The 14,415-nt window shown below is 68.8% G+C and carries 15 protein-coding genes; 11 read left to right on the top strand and 4 right to left on the bottom strand.

Annotation, left to right across the window (positions count from 1 at the left end):
- The first annotated feature begins 144 nt into the window (after nucleotides 1-144).
- Together NAF06_RS11890 and tafC are read left to right on the top strand one after the other, a co-directional pair.
- Nucleotides 145-1,293, top strand: coding sequence for a signal peptidase I (locus NAF06_RS11890; protein ID WP_008585667.1), 1,149 nt, complete (start codon nucleotides 145-147; stop codon nucleotides 1,291-1,293).
- 358 nt (nucleotides 1,294-1,651) lie between these two features.
- Nucleotides 1,652-2,800 carry a TafC family fimbrial protein gene (gene tafC, locus NAF06_RS11885; RefSeq protein WP_008585669.1) on the top strand — a complete coding sequence of 383 codons (1,149 nt, stop codon included), beginning with the start codon at nucleotides 1,652-1,654 and terminating at the stop codon, nucleotides 2,798-2,800.
- 242 nt (nucleotides 2,801-3,042) lie between these two features.
- Here the strand turns inward: tafC and NAF06_RS11880 are convergent, their stop codons facing one another.
- The gene (locus NAF06_RS11880; RefSeq protein WP_049908836.1) at nucleotides 3,043-3,606 is read right to left on the bottom strand and encodes a DUF7344 domain-containing protein; all 564 of its coding nucleotides are present in this window, start codon (nucleotides 3,604-3,606) and stop codon (nucleotides 3,043-3,045) included.
- A 202-nt stretch (nucleotides 3,607-3,808) separates the two neighbouring features.
- On the bottom strand, nucleotides 3,809-4,495 hold the full coding sequence (gene tafA, locus NAF06_RS11875; protein ID WP_008585674.1) for a fimbrial protein TafA: 687 nt from the start codon (nucleotides 4,493-4,495) through the stop codon (nucleotides 3,809-3,811).
- Nucleotides 4,496-4,671: 176 nt separating this feature from the next.
- Here tafA and tafE point away from each other — a divergent pair, with 176 nt between their 5' ends.
- Both tafE and NAF06_RS11865 read left to right on the top strand, forming a co-directional pair.
- Nucleotides 4,672-5,262 carry a TafE family fimbrial adapter protein gene (tafE, locus tag NAF06_RS11870; RefSeq protein ID WP_100243520.1) on the top strand — a complete coding sequence of 197 codons (591 nt, stop codon included), beginning with the start codon at nucleotides 4,672-4,674 and terminating at the stop codon, nucleotides 5,260-5,262.
- A gap of 93 nt (nucleotides 5,263-5,355) precedes the next feature.
- Nucleotides 5,356-6,456 carry a hypothetical protein gene (locus NAF06_RS11865; RefSeq protein WP_008585678.1) on the top strand — a complete coding sequence of 367 codons (1,101 nt, stop codon included), beginning with the start codon at nucleotides 5,356-5,358 and terminating at the stop codon, nucleotides 6,454-6,456.
- A 22-nt stretch (nucleotides 6,457-6,478) separates the two neighbouring features.
- Here NAF06_RS11865 and NAF06_RS11860 read toward each other — a convergent pair whose 3' ends face one another.
- Nucleotides 6,479-7,072, bottom strand: coding sequence for a nitrous oxide reductase accessory protein NosL (locus tag NAF06_RS11860; protein ID WP_008585680.1), 594 nt, complete (start codon nucleotides 7,070-7,072; stop codon nucleotides 6,479-6,481).
- A 104-nt stretch (nucleotides 7,073-7,176) separates the two neighbouring features.
- Between NAF06_RS11860 and NAF06_RS11855 the strand changes: the two genes are divergently transcribed.
- From NAF06_RS11855 to NAF06_RS11845, 3 genes are read left to right on the top strand one after another with little or no spacing between them, the layout of a single operon-like run.
- Nucleotides 7,177-9,210 carry a NosD domain-containing protein gene (locus NAF06_RS11855; protein WP_008585682.1) on the top strand — a complete coding sequence of 678 codons (2,034 nt, stop codon included), beginning with the start codon at nucleotides 7,177-7,179 and terminating at the stop codon, nucleotides 9,208-9,210.
- The gene (locus tag NAF06_RS11850) at nucleotides 9,207-10,010 is read left to right on the top strand and encodes an ABC transporter ATP-binding protein (protein ID WP_049908840.1); all 804 of its coding nucleotides are present in this window, start codon (nucleotides 9,207-9,209) and stop codon (nucleotides 10,008-10,010) included. The genes NAF06_RS11855 and NAF06_RS11850 overlap by 4 nt, the downstream gene beginning before the upstream one ends.
- Nucleotides 10,007-10,870, top strand: a complete 864-nt coding sequence (locus NAF06_RS11845) for an ABC transporter permease subunit (protein WP_008585686.1) — start codon at nucleotides 10,007-10,009, stop codon at nucleotides 10,868-10,870. The genes NAF06_RS11850 and NAF06_RS11845 overlap by 4 nt, the downstream gene beginning before the upstream one ends.
- Nucleotides 10,871-10,887: 17 nt before the next feature.
- On the opposite strand, the gene NAF06_RS11840 is transcribed toward NAF06_RS11845, so the two are convergent.
- Nucleotides 10,888-11,241, bottom strand: coding sequence for a DUF7471 family protein (locus NAF06_RS11840; RefSeq protein ID WP_008585688.1), 354 nt, complete (start codon nucleotides 11,239-11,241; stop codon nucleotides 10,888-10,890).
- Nucleotides 11,242-11,353: 112 nt separating this feature from the next.
- Here NAF06_RS11840 and NAF06_RS11835 point away from each other — a divergent pair, with 112 nt between their 5' ends.
- The 4 genes from NAF06_RS11835 to NAF06_RS11820 all read left to right on the top strand — a co-directional run bounded on the left by NAF06_RS11835 (nucleotide 11,354) and on the right by NAF06_RS11820 (nucleotide 14,364).
- Nucleotides 11,354-11,866: a winged helix-turn-helix transcriptional regulator gene (locus NAF06_RS11835; protein ID WP_008585690.1), complete on the top strand. Its 513-nt coding sequence runs from the start codon at nucleotides 11,354-11,356 to the stop codon at nucleotides 11,864-11,866.
- A gap of 59 nt (nucleotides 11,867-11,925) precedes the next feature.
- Entirely contained in the window at nucleotides 11,926-12,780 is an 855-nt protein-coding gene (locus NAF06_RS11830; RefSeq protein ID WP_008585691.1) for a sulfite exporter TauE/SafE family protein, read from the top strand.
- A 126-nt stretch (nucleotides 12,781-12,906) separates the two neighbouring features.
- Nucleotides 12,907-13,626: an SCO family protein gene (locus NAF06_RS11825; protein WP_008585692.1), complete on the top strand. Its 720-nt coding sequence runs from the start codon at nucleotides 12,907-12,909 to the stop codon at nucleotides 13,624-13,626.
- Between the two features lie 78 nt (nucleotides 13,627-13,704).
- Nucleotides 13,705-14,364 carry a DJ-1/PfpI family protein gene (locus tag NAF06_RS11820; RefSeq protein WP_008585693.1) on the top strand — a complete coding sequence of 220 codons (660 nt, stop codon included), beginning with the start codon at nucleotides 13,705-13,707 and terminating at the stop codon, nucleotides 14,362-14,364.
- Nucleotides 14,365-14,415: the final 51 nt, after the last annotated feature.

Genomic DNA, 14,415 nt, shown 5'->3' with positions numbered 1-14,415 from the left:
CCCGTCGCTCCATCCTCGCGGCCGCGTTACGCACCTGCGGCCTGTTGCTCCGACCGCGTTCACGACGAACGCGGAGGCTGCGATCGGGCGGCGACGGGTCGCGATCTTCGGTGATTTAAAGCTCGATGCCGAAGTGTGGAACACATGTCACGGGAGACGGCAAGGGACGCGTTCGCCGTCGTCTCCGTGCTCGTCGTTGTCAGCATCGTGGCCGGTCAGCTCGCCGGGCAACCGGTCTTTCTTGGGTACGTCACCTCCGGCAGCATGGAGCCGACCCTAGAGGCCGGCGACGGGTTCGTCGCCGTGCCGGCGGCGGTGTCGGGACCCGTCGACGAGGGCGACGTCGTCGTCTTCGAGGCAATTGAGCTTCAGGGCGGCGGGCTCACGACTCACCGGGTCGTCGGTGAGACCGCCGGAGGCTACGTCACGAGGGGAGACAACAACCCGTTCCGGGACCAGGAGGGTGACGAGCCGGTGGTGACGGAGGACCGGATCGTCGCGACCGCGCTGCAACTGAACGGACAGGTGGTTCGGATCCCGGGACTCGGGAGCGGGATCGAGGCCGTTCGGAACGCGGCCGAAAACGCGGAAACCACCGCCGCAGAGTCGCTCGGGTTCGACGCCACGGTGGGATCGCGGGGGATCAGCGGTCTGTTCGTCTCGCTCGGGCTGGCGTTACTGCTGGTCGTGTTCGTCGACGACCTGCGGAGTAGCCGCCGGCGGAACCGCACACGTGACCGTTCGCGAGCGGACGGGGAAGTCGGCGGGCGTCGGATCGTGCTGGCGCTCGCGCTGTTGATACTCCTGCCCGCCAACGCCGCGATGATCGCGTCGACCGGAACACAGCAGGTGACGATCGACGAGGACGCGACGTCCGTGGAGACCGAGTCGGGTGAGATGGCGGAGGCCAACCTGATGGCCGAGAACGACGGCCTCATCGCGATGCTCGTCATCCTCGAGACGAGCCATCCGGAGGCGGATATCTCGCCGAACGAGTTGGCCGTTCCTCGCGACGAATCGGCGACGGCGACGATGACGGTGACCGCCCCGCCTTCCGGAGAACAAACGGTGGTTACGATGTCTGAGCACCGGTACTTCCTCGTGGCCCCGCCGTCGCTGATCGCCCGACTCCACTCGATCCATCCGCTCGCTTCTGTCGCGGCGTTCAATCTCTTGGGACTCGGAACTATCGCCACGATCGTCGGTGCGATCTTCGGATTCGGCAACAGGCGAGTTCGGGAACGTCGCCGCGACGTCTCGCTCGCTCGATGGATCAAGCGACTTATCCGGTAACGAACGGGTTCGCTCGACGCTATCCGGGCGACGGTCGAGCGTCTCCGGTCCTGACTCCTCCGTGCCTCATATCGGACGCAGTCTGTCGGTTTCAGGACGTCGCACAGACCGAACCGCCCGCCGCGGACCGCGGCCCTAACTCAGGAGCAATAGCTTATTATTCCGGCTAACTAACATCTAGGAGTGATGAGGTCCCGCGACGCGGAGGCTCGTCAGCCGCGTGATACGCAGCCGATACTCGGATCCGGCGCGTTCGAGTCGCAACGCCGTCGACGCGGCGTGCGTCCTCTCGCTCGCGGTTCGGCTCCGGTCGGTCGCGCCATCCGTCTGCTCGGAACGTCACCAACTGGGGGGTCGTATGGGTCGTAAGTGGACTCGACGGAGTGCGATCGCTCTCATCGCGGGCGGTGCCGGGCTGTCCGCGTGGAACTCCAACGGTTCCGTGGCGATCCGCAGCGATCGGGACGCCGATCTCAGTACGTCGAACGACTCGGAGGCGCTACTGGGCGTCTCCGGACCGGAGACCGTCGTCGGATACGCGGGTGAAAGAGTACAACTACGAGAGATAACGAACCGGTCCGACGAGCCGATCGACGTGTCGATCGACGCGCCGAGTGCGCCGCTGAGAGACATCTCTGCCCCCGACGACATCGAACCGGAAGAGTCCGCGTGGATCACGGCGACCCTGGATTGCCCGGGAGAGAAGGAGGAAGTCGCCTTCACGATCTTTGCCGACGGCGAAACACACCGCTTCGAGGCCGACCGTGACGTTACCGTAGTTGACCCGCGTGTCTCCTACTGGAACCCCCGCCAGAGTACGCATAAAGTTACGATAGATGACTGGGACGACTGTAATCGACCGAAGAACGATGGAAGCCCGGTGTCTTTCGCAGACTCTCGGTCACGAGATCGAGTGTTTGATTATCTCTACGAAAAGTGGAAAAAGCACGAAAGAGAGAAAAAAATCGAAGTCGGAAGCGACGACTCGCTGAATTTGGACGGTGAGTTCACGCTTTCCGTCTGGGTTCTTCCGGGCAACAGAGACGGTACCGGTGACGCTGGGGGCGGTGACTTCGGTCTGGGGCGACTGTTCAGTAAGTGGGGTAGCGACCAAAGCGAGAAAAGCTATCAGCTCTTCATCGGGAGCGGTTTCGACGGATCCGAGCAGAACACCGTCTTCATCGAAGTCGGCCCCGATTCGCTGGTAAACACTGACAGTACGCTCGACGATGGGTGGAATCACGTCGCCTGGTGTCACGGATCGAACGACCGCGTGTACATCAACGGTGAAATGGTGTACGAGCCGACGTCGTCGCTGCCGGATCCGCAAGACACCCAGAGCCCCCTGCTGATCGGTAACGGGCCGGACGGGGACTACCAGTTCAGGGGTGCGCTGGACAACCCGCAGATTCACTCCATTGCGCTTTCGGGCGATCAGGTGAAGCGGTTGTACGAGACGAGTCAGGACGGAAGCGCGGGCACGCTCGTCCCGGAGCCCTCCCAGTAGCGCCGCACCTCACGGGTGGCGGTCTACGCCTCTCAGCGACCGTCGTCGAGCCGGCCAGCTCGTCGTTCGGCGGAGCGCGTTGAGCGACGGTCGGCACGACTGGACGCGTTCTCACGCCCACTCCGTGGTGTCGACATAAAATATAATATCTGAGTGACAGACGTGTTTTAGGTCGAAAATACCAGAACGATCACACAAAGCCACGTTTCACGAGTACGGTCCGACCGTCGGACTCCGGCCGGTCAGACTCTTCGGTCCGGCGGTTCCTCACCGCGGCCGAGTTGCATCTCTCGGTTCTGGTACGTGTGATACGCGGCCGAACAGGTGAACAGCACCGCGATCACGACGCCCCACGCGAGGTCGGGCACCGACGCCGGAAACACGCCGACCCGGACGGCCGCGAGGAGTGCCAGCGAGAACGCGGACAGACCGAGGTAGTACTCGGCCCACGGGATCGAATCGCCGGGGACCACGTCCATGTACACGTCGAGTTCCTCCGCCTCGCTCGTCAGTTCGACTCGCCCCCTCTCCTCGGTGATGACGCCGGCGCGCTCCAGCCGCGGGAGGTGGTTCTGCTGTATGGAGGTGTAGACGAGGTGCCGCTCGTTCGAGGTGACCTCCGAGACCGGCTTCTCGTTTTCCCACGCCGCGACCTCTTCGGCGAGCGTCGAGAGATCTGCGGTCTCGTCGTCCCGCTTCAGTATATGAAGGGCGTACCGCCGTCGCGGATTGCTCAGCAGGTCGTGAATCTCGTCGCGAGAGAGTGAACGGTCGTCTTCGGTCACTTGCGTCGTAGCAGCCGTCATGATGTTAGCGAGTCGTCCGAACCCGGACCGAACGGGTCCGCCTCAGTTACTTGAACGTACGTCTAGTGACATATTAATGAACCCATTTGACTCTCTCAACGGTCGCCGGGGCGGTAGCGACGGGCCCGGGGTAATATCGTCCGAAACGTCACTTTTCACCGGAGTTGCGGTGATAGCTCGGTGTTTAGGGGCCGTGTTCGGGCTACTGCTCCTCGATCTGGATATCGAGGCGCTCGCTCTCGGGGCTCGTGGTCGTCGTCTCGACTTCGGCGTCAACGGAGTTTGTTGAACTTGACGAACCACTGGCTACTGACACGACAGCCCGTGTGGTAACATCCTTTCCATCGACCTTCGTGAGCACATCACCGGGACTGTCGGAACTTCCGAACGTCACATCAAAATTAGAGGAAGAGTCGCCGGCGTTCGGCACGAACGTAAAGAGGTCATCGTAGCCGAGTGTCGCGTTCGGCGGCAGTCCACCGTTGTTTCCGAAGACGACAGTCACGTCGTTGGCAACGAGACTCACGTATTCGTTACCGACATCGTAGGTGCCGGTATTTGAAGGGAACAGCGACGCGGTACCAGGATTATCGCTTTCCGGATCGTAATCATAGTCAGTTCCCCCGGAGTCACGAACCGTCACGTCGTCGTCCGACGTGTCCACGAGCACGTCAACCGAGTTGCTAGTGATCGTGTCTGCGATTTCCTCTTCGGTGTCATCGCTCGGGTCCTGTACAACGCCGTCGGGTCCGTCACCCGCGCCGAAGACGTTGACTTCGACCGCGCGTTCCGCGGTCGTCGAACTGAACGCCCCCGACCCGAACGCGGCTCCCGTTCCGACGCCGGCCAGACCGATCGCACCTAACACGCTCCTGCGATTGAGCTTCATTGCTGTACTCCACCGTACACACGGCATCCACTTACTAATCCGGCGAGTTAGCCTCCTAAATGGATCATATAGCCGTTCGGGACGGGATTCAAGCACACCCAGAAGCGACCGAACCGGTCGGTCACCGGGGCTAAATTGGTTCAATAATATACCCGTACACCGCGTACGCGAACGTAATGCGACGACGAGCGTTATTGGCGGGTGTCGGTCTGTCGAGCGTCGGGGTCGGGGCCGCGTTCGGGTCGGGGGCGTTCACCACGGTCGAAGCCGATCGGAGCGTCGAACTCGGCGTGAAGAACGACGCGGACGCCCGGATCGGATTCGAGAAGAACGAAAACGGAGCGGGACAGATCATTGAAACGACCAGCGAAGGGAGTTCGGCGAGCGTCGTCAAGTTCGCGCAGGACGACCTCAACGAGCAGGCGAAAACGTCGTTCCTGAAGGCACTCACGGTCACGAACAACGGGACGGGGAGTTCCGCGCCCGACGTCGACCTCTACGTCGAAGACGGCGACTTGCTCGGTGGCGAGTGGGACAGCGACGATGGCGACGAGAGCGAGGACGACATCCTCGATTTCCGGGAACACGACGGGTCGTCCATCGTCGGTACTGACAACAGTATCACGCTGAACGCGGGGGCAGACGGGGACGATCGGGGAGACAGCGTCAACGTCGACGTCGTCGTCGACCTCAGAAACGGTGGGGACAAAACTGCGCTTGAGGGCATCGAGAAGGTGACTTTCGTCGCGGAGGCCGTCGACAATTAGTCATCCTGACTCGACCGCTTCGGCGAACCGACTCGTGGCCGCCGATCCGCGACCCCAGGCAGGGGAGATCCCCCGCTAGTCCGACCCGAACGAATGAACCGTGCCACCGTCGTCGTCCTCGCCCTCGTCGTCCTCCTCAGCGGCGCGACCGCCACCGCGGCGGCGTTCACCGGCGGCGATGAGGTCGCGCCCGGCTCCGAGGTGTACCTCGACGCCGCCGACAGCGAGAACGGCGAGGAATACGTCCGGTTCGACGGGAACGACGAGGTACGGCTCGAGTTCGACGCGCTGCCACCCGGGAGTCAGACGCGCGTCGACGACCTGTTCGTCGTCGGGTTCGGCGGGTACGAGGACGGCGACAGCACCACGACGGTCCAACTGGAGAGCACCGACGATCGGATCACGGTCGAACGGATGGACACCGGAGAGTCCTTCGGCAGCGGGGAGGTCACTCTCAAGCCGGGAGAGTCGGTGACGTTCGGCGCGACCGTTTCGACCGACCAGCGCAGCTTCTCCGGAACGATAGAACTTCAGGTCGACACCCCCGACGAAGGGGGCGACTCCGGCGGTGGCGGTACCGGGGGTGGAGGTGGCGGTACCGGGGATGGAGGTGGCGGTACCGGCGGAGATGGCTCCGGCGGGAGCGCCGGAGCGGGCAGCGGCGGTGACGACGGAGGTAACGGCGGTGACGGGGGAGACCAGACCGAAGGCGATGGCGGCGGTGACGCCGGCGGCGAGACGGGGGACGCCGACGGCAGCGACGAGCCCTCGGAGACCGATAGCGGAACAGACGGCGGCGGAACGGGCGGAACGGACGACACCGCCGACGAGGCCGCCGGGGCAGAGGAGACGGAGCCGATCGCCGAGCCGGCCGGCGGCCAGTTTGACCTCCTGCCCGTCGGGTGGTCCCTGTTCGCGGGTTTCCTGGCCGGGCTCACGAACTACCTCGTTCAGACCAGGATCAAGGACGTGGTACCGGCGTTGAAGACCGGACGCGAGCGGCGCAGAGCGCGCGTCCGGAGCATCCTCGTACGCGAAGCGGTGGTCATGCTAGCGGTGATCGCGCTCACCGTGCTGGTGGCCGGGGCGCTCTCCAGCGCCGGCATCACCGGAATCACGCAGTTGGTCGCGACGTTAGGGTTCTCGGCGATCGCCGGCGGGATATCCGGCGCACGGGAGCTCCCGAAGATCTGAGCCTCTCGGTGGGGCTCCGCCCTTACAGCGCCTCCAGCGTCGCGCGGTCCACGTCGCTCGCGGGCATCGCCTCGCCGCCGTACTCCGCGACGAACTCGTCGACGTCCCCCTCGTCGCTGAACGGTATCAGGTCGGGTCCCATCGCACCGATCACCTCGCTGCGTGCGACGACGGTGAGGGCCGTTTCGCGACCGAACGCCTCGCTCTCGACGTGTGAGGAGAACATCGTGTCGCCACCCTCCTCAAACACCGCTTGATCGACCGCCGAGTAGTCGGTGAGGAACGTCGCGAGCGCGGTCCGCCCCTCGTCTTCGGCGTCGAAGCGGTACGTGTACGCACAGGTGGCGCTACAGAACTGCGCCGGGCGGCCCCCTTCCGGCTCGTCGTCCTCGAAGTGGACTTGTCCGACCGTTCCGGGATGGTCGGCGATGACCATCCCGCACTGGTCGCAGGCCCGGTCGTCGTCGATGGAGACCGGATCGGCCGAGTTCGACCCGTCCCCGGCGCAGCCGGCGACGGCGACCGCACCGGCGGCCGCGACCCCGGCGAGCAGGCGTCGTCGGGGGACGGTCTCGGGGCGGACGGGCACGGGACTCGACGGGTCGTCTTTCGTCATACTCGAAATTGGAACAACGCCCTTTTAGCCCCTCTGGACGCGTTCAGCTGCCCGTTCGAGGAACGAACCAGACAGAATAAGTCGCCGTCGATCGAACTGTTCGCGTGGCAGTTTTTGACCCCGACTCCGCCCGGTCGCGTCGCGTCCGCCTCGCGGCCGCCGGCCTGATCGCAGTCGCCGCGGTCGTGACCGCCGGCGCGTTCGCCGCCGATCCGAGCGAGTCGGTCCCCGAGCCGGTGCGGTTCGACGACACCGTCGAACTCGGGCTCTCCTCGGAGACGGACGCGCTGATGGCCGGCGACGCGACCCTTCCCCGGGTCCAGGTGTTCTATTCGCAACTCCAGTACGTCGTCGGCTACAACGGGATCGGCCCGTTCGTCGAGAGCCGGCTGGACGGGCGGACTGAGCGGCAGTTCGGCTACCCGCTGGTCGCGTACGTAGAGACGTTCGACCACAGGAGCCCGGGCACGACTCAGTCCGGACTGTTCTCGGCCAGCGGGGCGGGCGGGTGGGTCCCGGTCTCGGCGGCTCGGTACGTCGTCGGGAGCGACGCCAGATCCCCGTCGGGCGACGTCGTCGTTCCGTTCCGGGAGCGCGAGGCCGCGGCGGCGTTCGCCGCCGACCACGGCGGCTCGGTCGTCGGCTGGGAGGTGGTCCGGACCCGGTCGTTCGACGTCGACTCCGCGGCGACCGTCCGCTCGCTCGCGCCGGAGCGGTGGCGGACGGCGGACGAGCGGCTCGCGGCGGCCGAGCGGCGCGCGGACCGCCCGGTGTCCGTCGTCGTCGGCGAGGACGCCCCGACCGTCGACGCCGCGGTCGCGGCCGCGCCGCCGGACACCACGGTCCGTGTTCCGCCCGGGACCTACGAGGAGACCGTGACCGTGAACCGGTCCGTGACGGTCGCGGGCGCGGGATCCGGCGGGGGACAGAACGACGACGGTGTGACCCGCGTCGTCGGGAACGGGACCGGATCGGTGATCACCGTCCGCGCATCCGACGCCGCTCTCATGGGGCTGCGGGTCGCGGGCACCGGGAACCAGACTCGCGACCCGGAAGCGGCCCGCGAGTCCCGCGGCCCCGAGGGCGAGGCGTGGGACACGAACATCCAGCTCGGCTACGGTCACGGCGACGCCGGGATCAAGGCGGTCGGCGCGCCCGGGCTCGTCGTCGACGACGTCGCCGTCGACACGAACGCGAGCGGGCTCCTGCTGCGGGAGGGATCGCACGCGACCGCGAGCGGGCTCGTCGTCGACGGGACCGACGAGTGGCAGGAGGGGTTCATGGGGATCACCGGGATGGAGTCGCGCGTGACCGTCACTGACAGCCGGTTCCAGGGCGGCCGCGACGGTATCTACCTCCACCGCGCGGACGGCTCGGTCGTGCGGAACTCGACGTTCGCGGACAACCGATACGGGACGCACCTCATGTACACCGGCGACGCGCTCGTCGCGGACAACGACTTCCGGGACGAGCTGTTCGCCGGGGTCACGGTGATGACGCGGCCGGCGGGCAACGCGATCGTCGGCAACGAAGTCCGCAACTCGAGCGCGGGGATCCAGGCGTCGGGGACGCGGACGTACGTCGGTTACAACACGCTGGTCGGGAACGAACTCGGCTTCTCCACGAGTGCCCGCGGGTCGCTGTACGAGCACAACGTCGTCGTCGACAACGAACTCGGCGCGCGCGCGACGACCGTCGTTCCCTCGAGCCGCGTCGTCGCGAACGACTTCGTCGGCAACGACGACCACGCGACGGCGGGTGCCGGCGCGCTCCGCGTGTGGGCCGACGGCGACCGCGGGAACTACTGGGAGGGCGCGAACGCCGGCCCGTACGCCGACGGCGAGCGGGCGTACCGCCCCACGTCCCCGGTCGACGGCGCGCTCCACCGACACGCGAGCGCGGCCGCGGTCCGCGAGTCGCCGGCGGCGCGACTGCTCGACGCCCTCCGCGGAACCGTCCCCGGGGCCCGCTCCGGCAGCATCGTCGACCCGTCGCCCGCGGCGGAACCGCACCACCCCGAGCGGACCGATGCGGCCGCGCGGGGGAACGCCGGCGCTCGGAGGGCGATTCGGGCGGACTGGCGGTCCGCGAACGGGTCCGAGTGGGACGCCGTGGCGACGGCGGGGGGATCCGCGTGAGCGACCGCACGCTCGCGACGCTCGACGGGGTCACGCGCGCATACGGCGGCGTCCCCGTCCTCGACGGCGTCTCGCTGTCCGTCGGAGCGGGCGTCACCGCCGTCGTCGGCCCCAACGGCTCCGGCAAGTCGACGCTGCTCGGCCTCCTCGCGGGCGCGGTCGAGCCCACCGCGGGAGCGGTCCGGTACGCGGAGGGGGGGCCGCGCTCCCGGTCCGAGAGGTGCGTCGGCTACCTCCCGCAGCGGGTTCCGTTCCGGGACGGGTTCACCGCCCGAGAGACGCTCGGGTTCTACGCGGCGCTCGTCGGCGGCGACCCGGGCGGGGCGCTGGCGGACGTCGGCCTCGGCGACGCGGCCGAAAAGCGCGTAGAGGAACTTTCCGGCGGAATGCGACGGCTGCTCGGAATCGCGCAGGCGACGCTCGGCGACCCGGCTGTCGTCGTCCTCGACGAGCCGACCAGCGGGCTCGACCCCGAGATGCGCGAGCGGGCCTTCCGGGCGGCGGCCCGCGCGGGCGACGACGCGGCCGTCGTCGTCAGTTCGCACGACCTCGACCTCGTCGACGCCCACGCGGACGCCGTCGTCGTCCTCCGGCGCGGCCGGGTCGCCGCGGTGGGGGCCCGCGACCGCCTCCTCGACGAACACGGGGTCGACGACGTCGCCGGGCTGTACCGCGCGGTCGCGGGGCGATCCGACGACCGTGCGCCGGCAGCCGCCGAGGGGGAGGGCGGGCGGTCGGGCGGCGAGGCGGGCGACCCGGACGACGGCTCTGTTCACGTCCCGGGGGTGTCGGACCGATGAGTTCCCCGTTCGCCGGTGTCTGGGTCGTCTTCCGTCGGGAGCTGTCCACCGTGCGACGGACGCCCGGGTACGCCGTCCTCGCGGTCGGGCTGCTCGCGGTCCTCGGCGGACTCGTCGCGGTGGGCGGCGGCGGCGCGACCGGGTTCGTGCCCGCCGTCGTCGACCTGCTGTTGCCGACCGAGGTGCTGGTCCCGCTGCTCGCGGTCGTGCTCGGGTACCGCGCGCTGTTCGCCGACGTCGAGAGCGGCGAACTCGACGTGATCCGGACCTACCCCGTGAGCGCGGTCGGATACGTCCTCGGGGTGCTGCTGGCGCGGGTGGTCGCGCTCGTCGCGCTCGTCGGCGGGCCGTTCGCGCTCGTCGGGGCGTACGTGTGGCTCACGGCCGCCCCGGACACCGGGATCTTCGCGACGCACTCGGGCGTCGACTCGCCCGTGATCTTCGTCCGCTTTATCGCGCTCGTCGTCCCGTTCGGCGCGGCGTACCTCTCGCTGTCGGCGGCGGTGTCGACGATCGCGACGAGCCGGCGGAGCGCGTTCGCGCTCGGCCTCCTCGCGCTGCTCGGCGGCGTCCTCGGCGGCGACCTCGCAGTCCTTCGGTCGCTGGCGGCCGGGGCGTCGCCGGGCGGCATCGCCGAGTCGATAGCGCTCTCTCCCAACGGGGCGTTCAGGGGACTGGTCTTCGAGCACGTCATCGGCGTCGCCTTCGCGCCGGAGGGGGGATTCGTCGACACCGGTCGGGCGGTGGCCTCGCTCGTCGGCTGGAGCGTCCTCGGGATCGTCGCGGCGGTCGCGGCCGTCGCGTTCGGTCCCCGCGTCGGCGTCGCGATCGAGCGCCTCCGCGGGAGCGTGCGCCGATAGTCTCCCGCGCCGCCCGGTCAGTCGGAGACGGTGTCGTCACCGATCGCTCCGGGCGCGTGGGCGTACACGGCGTAGAGGACGAGCGCGGCGATCAGGAAGTCCAGACCGTGCGCGATGAGGTGGTGGGCCGGCATCGGTACGACGCCGAGGACCGTGCCGGCACCCACGACCGACCGGGCGAGGAGCGCACCGACCGCGAGGGAGATCAGTCGGTACTGCGCCCGGCGGCGGCGGCGGTACGCGGCGAGGCTGACGGCGAAGAGGGTGGCCGTTCCGAGCCCGGCGACGATGACGATCGCCAAGATCGGGATCGACCCCTCGACCGACCATCCGGCGAGCGCCGGGAGCGACCCCGTGAGCGACTGCGTCACACTCCCCCTTCGGGGTCGACGGACAAGAAGACGTGCCCCTCGAGGCGTTCCCAGCCGAGGGGAGTGCGCGCGCGACTTTTATTCCGCGGGAGGGAACGTCGAACAGCCACGAATGTCGGACACCAGATCCCGGATCCGACGCCACGTCCGAGACACCCCCGGCGTCCACTTCAACCGGATCGGCCGCGACCTCGACATCGCGACCGGACAGGCGCAGTACCACCTCCGCCGGCTCGTCCGCGACGGCGAGCTGGCGGTCGAGCGGATCGGCGGGCGCGCTCACTACTTCGATCCGACGGTGGACCAGTGGGACCGCCGGACCCTCGCGTTCCTCAGGCGTGAGACGGCCCGGGAGATCGTCGTCCGCCTCCACGCGGACGGCCCGACCCGACCGGCGGCGCTCGCGGACGAACTCGACCTCGCGAAGAGCACGGTGTCGTGGCACGTCTCGACGCTCGCCGACCACGGGATCGTCGAGAAGTCGCCGGACAGACCCATGACCGTCTCCCTGACCCGCCCCGACCGGACGGCCGCGCTCCTCGACGAGGTGTCGCCGTCGCTGCCCGACCGGCTCGTCGACCGCTTCGTCCGCACCGTTGACTCGCTCTTCGACGCCGAGGGGTGACGGCGTCCGTTCGCCGATCGCACCAGATCGGTTAGCGCCCTCCGGGCCGTTTCGCCGATATGTACGCTGCCAGCGTCGGGACGCTCCGCTCGCTCCTCGCCACCGCCGACCCGGCGACCTGCGAGCCGAGCGGCTCCCTGTACGCGGCCGACTCGCTAGGGATCGGCGTCTTCTTCCTCGTCGGGCTGCTCGGCGGGGCCCACTGTCTCGGCATGTGCGGGCCGCTCGTCACCACCTACGCCGACCGGATGCGGTCCGCGGAGCCCGACGGACGCGGCGGGCGCGACGACCTCACCGTGCGGCAGGTCCGCCAGCACGCGCTGTTCAACCTCGGCCGAGCGACGAGCTACGCGGTCCTCGGGGGGCTCTTCGGCCTCGCGGGGAGCGTCGCGTTCGTCACCGGGCGAACGGTCACGACCCTCGCGGCCGACGTCCACGCGCTCACCGGGATCGCGGTCGGCGGGGTGATTGTCGCCATCGGCGTGCGCTACGCGCTCAGACTGGAGTTCGAGTCCGTCCCGATCCCGGGCTTCGAACGGGCGACGACGGCGGTGAGCGACCGGATCGTCGCCCGCGTCGACGCGTGGGTCGGCGACTGGCGCATCCTCGGACTGGGTGGGGCCCACGGGTTCCTTCCGTGCCCGCTCCTCTACCCCGCGTTCCTGTACGCGTTCGTTCAGGGCAGCGCGCTCGGCGGTGCCGTCGCGCTGGGCGTTCTCGGCCTCGGGACGGTGCCGGCGCTGCTGCTTTTCGGCACGGTCTTCCAGTCGATGCGACTCGAAACGCGGCTCCGTCTCCACCGCGTCCTCGGCGTCGCGTTCGTCGCGCTCGGGTACATCCCGCTTCAGCACGGGCTCGTGACGCTCGGCGTCCCGCTGCCGCACCCGCCGATCCCGTACTACGCGCCGTTCTGAGGCGCGAGTCGCCCGGCCGAGCCGCCGGATCGAGTCACTCGATCGAGCCGACCCCGCGGGACCGCGTCGCACGCGTTCGTCGATCGCACCAGACGCGTTATGCGCCGCTCGGCCGTCCGCTCAGGTATGAAGCGCCGAACGCTACTCGCCGGCGTCGGAACGGCCGCGGCCGGCTCCGTCGCGGGCTGTACCTCGCGTCTGTTCGGCGATGGCCCGGACGGCGTCGCGCTCGACCCGCAGGAGGACCAGATCGCAGACAGCGAGGACCTCGCGTACCCCGCGTACGGGCAGCCGCTGCCGTCGTTCGAGCTGCCGGCCCCGCTCGCCGACGGGGCGTCCGACGGTGACGCGCTCGCGGGCGGGACGTTCGACAGCGACGAACTCGACCGGACCGCCCTCGTGACCGGCGTGTTCACGTTCTGTCCCGCGGAGTGTTCGATCCTGCTCCGGCAGTGGGTGACGGTCCAGCGCCGCGTCGCGGACGCCGGACTGACCGACGACGTGTACTTCCTCCCGATCACGTTCGATCCGGAACGCGACGACGCGGCCGCGCTCCGCGACAACGCCGAGTCGATCGGCGCTGACCTCGACGCCGGCAACTGGATCTACCTCCGGCCCGAGACGCCCGAGCGCGCGAGTGCCGTCGTCGAAGACAAACTGGGCATCGGGTTCGAGCGGACGACCGACAGCGACCGACTCCCGGGGTACGACTTCACGCATATCGTCGTGACAACGCTCGTCAACCCCGACGGCGTCGTCGAGCGGGCTTACCGCGGCGAACGGCTCGACCCGGACCGTGTCGCCGCGGACGTCGAGCGGGTCGTGGCCGCCTTCGCCGACGAGTGACGGAGGGGCGTCGACCGTGCGGGATCAGCCGGCGGCAGGAGGAGAACGCACAAGCCGTCCGCCCCCCTCCAGCCCGGTGTGAACGTCGATATTCTGCTGTACGACGGGTTCGACGAACTGGACGGGATCGGCCCGTACGAGGTGTTCGACTACGCGCTCGACTACGCCGCCGAGGGCGATGCCGACGCCGAAACGGGCGATGACGCGAGCGACGAGCGCGCCGGGCGCGTCCGGTACGTCGCGCTCGACGACCGTGAGCAGGTGACCGCGAGCCACGGGACCCGCGTGGGCGTGGACGGGACCCTACCCGACCCGGAGGCCGACGACGCGCCCGATCTGCTGGTCGTCCCCGGCGGCGGGTGGACCGCGCGAGACGCGGAGGCGAGCGCGTGGGCGGAGGCGCAGAAGGGCGACGTGCCGCGCGCGCTCGCCGCACACCACGAGGCCGGCACGCGGATCGCCTCGGTGTGTACCGGGTCGATGCTGCTCGCCGAGGCGGGCGTCACCGACGGCCGCCGCGCCGTCACCCACGCCTCGGCGGTCGAGGAACTCCGCGAGTCCGGCGCGGCGGTCGTCGACGCGCGCGTCGTCGACGACGGCGACCTACTCACCGCGGGCGGCGTCACCTCCGGACTCGACCTGGCGCTGTACGTCGTCGAGCGGGAGTTCGGGGAGGCGGTCGCCGACCGGGTCGCGACCGTCATCGAGTACGAGCGGCGGTACGCGGTCGCGGAGTAGGTCGCGAGCCGGACTGGGTCGTCGGAGTCGGACTGGGTCGCCGTCCGAACG

The sequence above is a fragment of the Halorubrum hochsteinianum genome (assembly GCF_023702125.1).
GTDB classification, from domain to species: domain Archaea; phylum Halobacteriota; class Halobacteria; order Halobacteriales; family Haloferacaceae; genus Halorubrum; species Halorubrum hochsteinianum.
This window is presented reverse-complemented; position numbering and strand designations above follow the sequence as displayed.